The organism is Bradyrhizobium sp. P5_C11_2 (assembly GCF_054049755.1).
On the sequence record NZ_JBFULT010000479.1, the window covers coordinates 1 to 5,890 of the forward strand.

The 5,890-nt window shown below is 63.4% G+C and carries 6 protein-coding genes; 5 read left to right on the plus strand and 1 reads right to left on the minus strand.

What is annotated here, in order from left to right; genetic code table 11:
• Nucleotides 1-226: 226 nt before the first annotated feature.
• From ACXJL8_RS31535 to murJ, 3 genes are all read left to right on the plus strand, one after another.
• A complete protein-coding gene (locus tag ACXJL8_RS31535; RefSeq protein WP_456622119.1) occupies nucleotides 227-1,231 on the plus strand; it encodes a Gfo/Idh/MocA family oxidoreductase in 1,005 nt (334 codons plus the stop codon).
• A 52-nt stretch (nucleotides 1,232-1,283) separates the two neighbouring features.
• Nucleotides 1,284-2,435, plus strand: coding sequence for a DegT/DnrJ/EryC1/StrS family aminotransferase (locus tag ACXJL8_RS31540; protein WP_456622118.1), 1,152 nt, complete (start codon nucleotides 1,284-1,286; stop codon nucleotides 2,433-2,435).
• A gap of 202 nt (nucleotides 2,436-2,637) precedes the next feature.
• The gene (gene murJ, locus ACXJL8_RS31545; protein ID WP_456686194.1) at nucleotides 2,638-4,167 is read left to right on the plus strand and encodes a murein biosynthesis integral membrane protein MurJ; all 1,530 of its coding nucleotides are present in this window, start codon (nucleotides 2,638-2,640) and stop codon (nucleotides 4,165-4,167) included.
• Nucleotides 4,168-4,243: 76 nt separating this feature from the next.
• On the opposite strand, the gene ACXJL8_RS31550 is transcribed toward murJ, so the two are convergent.
• Nucleotides 4,244-4,714, minus strand: coding sequence for a hypothetical protein (locus ACXJL8_RS31550; protein ID WP_456622116.1), 471 nt, complete (start codon nucleotides 4,712-4,714; stop codon nucleotides 4,244-4,246).
• Between the two features lie 375 nt (nucleotides 4,715-5,089).
• On the opposite strand from ACXJL8_RS31550, the gene ACXJL8_RS31555 reads away from it, so the two are divergent.
• Both ACXJL8_RS31555 and ACXJL8_RS31560 read left to right on the plus strand, forming a co-directional pair.
• Nucleotides 5,090-5,356: a DUF1127 domain-containing protein gene (locus ACXJL8_RS31555; protein WP_456622115.1), complete on the plus strand. Its 267-nt coding sequence runs from the start codon at nucleotides 5,090-5,092 to the stop codon at nucleotides 5,354-5,356.
• A gap of 58 nt (nucleotides 5,357-5,414) precedes the next feature.
• On the plus strand, nucleotides 5,415-5,890 hold a 476-nt coding region (locus ACXJL8_RS31560; protein WP_456686195.1), incomplete at its 3' end, for an N-acetyltransferase family protein.

A 5,890-nucleotide genomic window follows, 5' to 3' on the forward strand; every position in this document is an offset into this window, starting at 1 on the left:
AGACGACATCATCCGGATTGAAGACGACTATCAAAGGTCGTAACCAGCGAGCTCCGAATCACGTCATCCGGGCCGAAACAGCGGTCTCTTTCAGGGGCTTAAGGCCCGGGGACGTGTAATTGTTTGAATCAAATCGTGTCCGGAGCGCTAGCCGGGCATTCGCCACAAATGTGGCGCCCGTGCTAGAAGCGGCCCGGGGTTTTGCGTTGAATCGGGGTTCGATCAGATGAGTTCCAAAGGGTCTCAGCCGGCAAAGGCCGGCTTGCGCGTCGGCGTCGTCGGTGCCGGCGTGATGGGCAGCAACCACGCGCGCGTGCTCGCGGGCTTGCCCGGCGTCAGCCTGGTTGGTGTGGTCGATCCGTCGCCGGCGCACCTCGCGCGCACCACCGAGCTTGCCAACTGCCAGGGTTTCGAGACGCTCGACCAGCTCCTCGCCGAAGGCGTCGATGCCGTCACCATCGCGGCGCCGACCCATCTGCATCACGAGGTCGCGCTCGCCTGCATCGCCAGGAACATCCACGTGCTGGTCGAGAAGCCGATCGCGTCCACGGTCGCGGAAGGGCGCGAGATCGTCGCCGCCGCGCAAAAGGCCGGCGTGACGCTGATGGTCGGCCATGTCGAGCGCTTCAATCCGGCGGTCGCCGCGGTCAAGCAGGCGATCGCCGGCGAGGACATCCTCTCGATCGCGATCACGCGCGTCGGCCCGTTCCCGCCGCGCATGTCCAATGTCGGCGTCGTCATCGACCTCGCCGTGCACGACATCGATTTGATCCGCTGGTTCACCGAATCCGACATCGTCGAGGTGCAGCCGCAATTGTCGAGCGCGGTCGCCGAGCGCGAGGACATCGCGCTGCTGCAGTTCCGCACGGCTAGCGGCGTGCTCGCCCACATCAACACCAACTGGCTGACGCCGTTCAAGGCGCGCAGCGTCACGGTCGCGACCCGCGGCAAATACGTGATGGGTGATCTCCTGACGCGCCAGGTCACCGAATGTTTCGGCTTCAAGCCGGATGGCAGCTATTCGATGCGGCATCTGCCGGTCGGCCACGACGAGCCGCTGCGCGCCGAGCTGATCGCATTCCTCAGGGCTGTCCGCCACGGCGAGATTCCGGCGGTGACCGGCGACGAGGGTGTTGCCAGCCTCGAGATCGCGACGCAGTGCCTGGAAACGCCGTCGCGGCCGGCGGCCACATCGCAGGCCCTCAAGGGGCCGCGCCGCGTCGCCGGCTGACCCCGTTTCCATGTCGACCGCTCAAACCTCGCAAGACAATCAGCAAGGCGCCATGAACCAGCATCTGCGTTCCGATCCCATTCCCTTCATCGATGTCGGCTCGCAGCGCCGCCGGCTCGGCGCCTCGCTCGATGCGGCCGTCAAGCGCGTGCTCGACCATTGCCAGTTCGTCAACGGCCCTGAAGTCGCCGAGCTCGAGAAGCAGCTCGCGGCCTATAGCGGTGCCAAGCACGTCATCGGCTGCGCCAGCGGCACCGACGCCATCCTGATGGTGATGATGGCGAAGAATGTCGGGCCCGGCGATGCCGTGCTGTGTCCGTCGTTCACCTTCATCGCAACCGCCTCGCCGGTGGCGCGGACCGGCGCGACGCCGGTCTATGTCGACGTGGATGAGGCGACCTTCAACATGAGCCCGGAGTCGCTCAAGCGCGGCATCGCGGCTGCTCGCAAGGCCGGCCTGAAGCCGGTCGCGGTCATTCCGGTCGATTTGTTCGGCCAGCCCGCCGATCACGATGCCATCGCCGAGATCGCCAAGGCGGAAGGCCTGTTCGTGCTCGATGACGCCGCCCAGGGTTTTGGCGCGAGCTACAAGGGCCGCAAGCTCGGCACCTTCGGGCTCGCCACCGCCACCAGCTTCTTCCCGGCAAAGCCGCTCGGCTGCTTCGGCGACGGCGGCGCGATCTTCACCGACGACGACGAGCTCGCCGCCACGCTGCGCAGCATCCGCGTGCACGGCCAGGGCGTCGACAAATACGACAACGTCCGCCTCGGCCTGACCGGYCGGCTCGACACCATGCAGGCCGCGATCCTGATCGAGAAGCTGACAATTTTTGACGACGAGATCGCCGCCCGCAACAGGGTCGCGGAGCGCTACGCGCGCGGCCTGTCGAATGTCGTCACGGTGCCGCGCCTCGCGCCCGGCAATACCTCGGTCTGGGCGCAGTACACCATCCGCCTGCCGAAGGGGACCGATCGCGACGGCTTTGCCGCCGCACTGAAGGCCCAGGGCGTGCCGACCGCGATCTATTACGGCAAGTCGATGCATCAGCAGACCGCCTACAAGCAGTATCCGGTCGCCGACGGCGGCCTGCCGGGCTGCGAGAGCCTGTCGCAGGACGTCATCAGCCTGCCGATGCACGCCTATCTGACCGAAGCCGACCAGGAGCGAATCATCGCGGCCGTCCGCGGCGCGATTTCGGGCTGATTTTCGTCGCTGCTGGTTGGCTTAACCTCTCCCGCTTGCGGGAGAGGTCGGCGCGTAGCGCCGGGTGAGGGTTCTCTCCTCTGGGGGAGTCTTCTTTGTTGAGACACCCTCTCCCCGACCCTCCCCCGCAAGCGGGGGAGGGGGCACATCTCCACCTCGGCTAGCATCTAGACCTAATCTCGCCATGCTCTAAAACAGACGCATGCTCGGACGTATCTTCACGGTCGGTGGTTACACGCTGCTCTCGCGGCTGACGGGATTTGCCCGCGACATCATGCTCGCGGCGATCCTCGGCGCCGGGCCCGTGGCCGACGCCTTTTTCGTGGYGCTGCGGCTGCCCAATCATTTCCGTGCGATCTTTGCCGAGGGCGCCTTCAACGCCGCCTGGGTGCCGGCTTATGCCCATGTCCATGGCGAGAAGGGCGAGGCGTCCGCGCGACTGTTCGCCGACCGCATCTTTACGCTGCTGCTGGCCTCGCAAATCGTGCTGCTGATCGTCGCCTGGTTGTTCATGCCGCAGGCCATGAGCATTTTGGCGCCCGGCTTCAGCGAGGATGCCGAACAGCGACATCTCGCAATCGAGCTGACCCGGATCACCTTTCCCTATCTGCTGCTGATCACGCTGGTGACGCTCTATGGCGGCATGCTCAACGTGATGCAGCGCTTTGCCAGCGCCGCCGCCGCGTCGATCTTTCTCAACGTCGCGATGATGATGACGCTGGCGCTCGCTGCCTGGTTTCCGACCGCGGGCCACGCCGCGGCCTGGGGCGTCCTGATCTCGGGCTTCCTGCAATATTTCCTGCTCGCGGGTGATCTCGCGCGCCATGGCGGCCTACCGCGTTTTGCACCGCTCAAGCTCGACGAAGACGTCCGCGGTTTCTTCAAGGCGCTGGGGCCGGCGACGCTGGGCTCGATGGGCACGCAGGTCGCGCTGTTTGCCGACACCATCATCGCCACCTTCCTGCCCGCGGGCGCGCTGTCGGCGCTCTATTATGCCGACCGCCTCAACCAGCTGCCGATCGGCGTCATCGGCATCGCCATCGGCACGGTGCTGCTGCCGGAGATGTCGCGGCGGATCACCGCCAACGACCACGACGGCGCCATGAAGGCGCAGCGCCGCGCCTTCGACTTCACGCTGCTGTTCTCGATCCCGTTCGTGGCGGCCTTCCTCACCGTGCCCGACGCGATCATGCGCGCGCTGTTCGCCCGCGGCGCATTCTCGAAGGCCGATGCGGCCGCCGCCGGCGCCACGCTCGCCGCCTATGCGATCGGGCTGATTCCCTTCGTGCTGATCCGCAGCGCGGTCGCGACCTTCTATGCGCGCAAGGACACCGCGACGCCGGTGCGCGCCTCGCTGACCGGCATCGCGGTCAATGTCGCGCTGAAACTCGCCTTGATGGGGTCGCTGGCCCAGATCGGCCTCGCGCTCGCGACCGCCGTCGGCGTCTGGACCAATCTCTTGCTGGTGCTGTTCTTCGCGGTGCGGCGAGGCTTTCTCGAATTCGACCGCGCCTTCGTGCAATCGCTCGCCAAATTCGTTCTGACCGGCCTGATCCTCGCCGCCGGCCTGTGGCTGACCGCGCATTTTGGCGCGGTCTATTTCTCGACCATGCCGCATTTCCGGGACGAAATGACGCTGGCGCTGCTGATGATCTGCGGCACATTCATCTACGCCTTCTGCATCCTCGTCCTGTTCGGCCGCGGCTGGCTGTTCACGCTGGTGCGCGGTTAGGCGTGTATCAATAGGCTGGTTATCCCGCTCTGCCTACGAAAGCGGACCTGTAGCGAACGAGAGTGCGCGCAGAGCTTTATTCGAAAGTACGTTTCTCGTTCGTTGTGCTCACGTAGATGTCGCCGGAAATCATATGGCCAATTCCGCGAAGATCGTCGGGACTGCCGACATACTGCTGGCCCGCAAGTTGTGCGCCGCTGGAGACGTCCCAGAGCCGAAACTCGACTTTGATGCGGTCATCGGGTTGACGGGTGATGCGGCCGGCGATCAGTGCCTGTGTGCTGGTTCTACGCCAATCGGAAAATTCAGGCGGCACGTCGATATTCACGTTCTTTTTGGAGAACGCCACCTGATCTACTAACTCGAACGGGCCGGCTTGCTTGAGGTCGGAAGCAATGGTCTGCGAGAGTGATTTGGCTAGTTCAGTCTCCGAAGGGCCGGCAGCGACGAAGTCAGGCAACGCTATCCGCACCGGCTGAACAAATCGAATAACGGGACGCTTAAGGAAAGGGTCGGCGCCCGCTGGTGCGCTGATCGCAATGGCCATGGCGGCAGCGATTATTCCAAAGCGCATCACAATGCCCTCAGAAGACAATCCCGGGAGTAGAGGTAAGCATTCGGGCAGAATTTAGTGCACGTCCGCGTAGGCCCGCATAGTGCCGCCGCAATGGGTTCGCCTCCAGGATGCAAGTGGCCTCCGCACATCCCTTGATTTTGCGCGATCGCTGTGGTAAAGACGTCCCATGATGAAATCGTCGTGCAACGTCAACTTCTCGCACATGACCCGCTTCGGCTGGGCCGTGGAAGGAGTCGTGCGCTAGGAATTCGACGACGACATCTTTTCACCATGGCCCCGCCGGCATCGGACGGGGCTTTTTCTTTGGCCACGCTCCCTGCCGGCACAAAAAAGCAGGAGCATCCGATGCCACCCCAACAGACGAACATCGCAGGGGGCGATGCCGCGAGGCTCCGCCTCGACCTCTCCATCGTCTTAAGCCTGATCAAGCGAAATTGGCGTGCGTTTCAGCAGCGGCGCCACGGCCAACGAGTCACGTTGCAGGACCTGAGTGACAGGGAGCTGATGGATATCGGCTTGACGCGTGGCGAGATCGACTACTTCACGCCCGAACGCGCAATAGACAGGCTTAGAGATGGCGCGACGGGCCTGTGGGGCCGTGGTGTGATGTAACGGACCATAAATCTCTGCCTACGCGATCCCGCGCCATTACAATAGAAAGGTGGCGATCATGACGTCACAGGTTGCTATTGCTCAGGCGGACGTAGAAGTCCGGCGATTGACTGTCGATGATCTGGATCTCCTTCGCGAAATTCGCGCGGAGGCGCTTCAGAAGTACCCTCAAACGTTCGGTTCTCCTGAAGAGGACGAAGGGGGTGAAGCGATGCTGATGGCTTATTGCCATTGGCTCAGCGGCACTATTCTCGGCGCGTTTGAATCCGGGAGCTTGATCGGCGTCGCGGGCTTCTATGTCTCACCCGACAAGAGATCGCAGCACCGGGGACAAATCTTCACGGTCTATGTAAGAGAAAATCATCAAGGAAAAGGTGTCGGAGATCGGCTCGTCAAAGAGATTCTTGCCCATGCCCAGGCACGTGTCGAACAGGTGCATCTTGCCGTCTTGTCGACAGCAAGCGCTGCAATCAAGACCTACAAGCGAAATGGGTTCGAAGTCTACGGCACCGATCCTAGTGCTATCCGCATAGG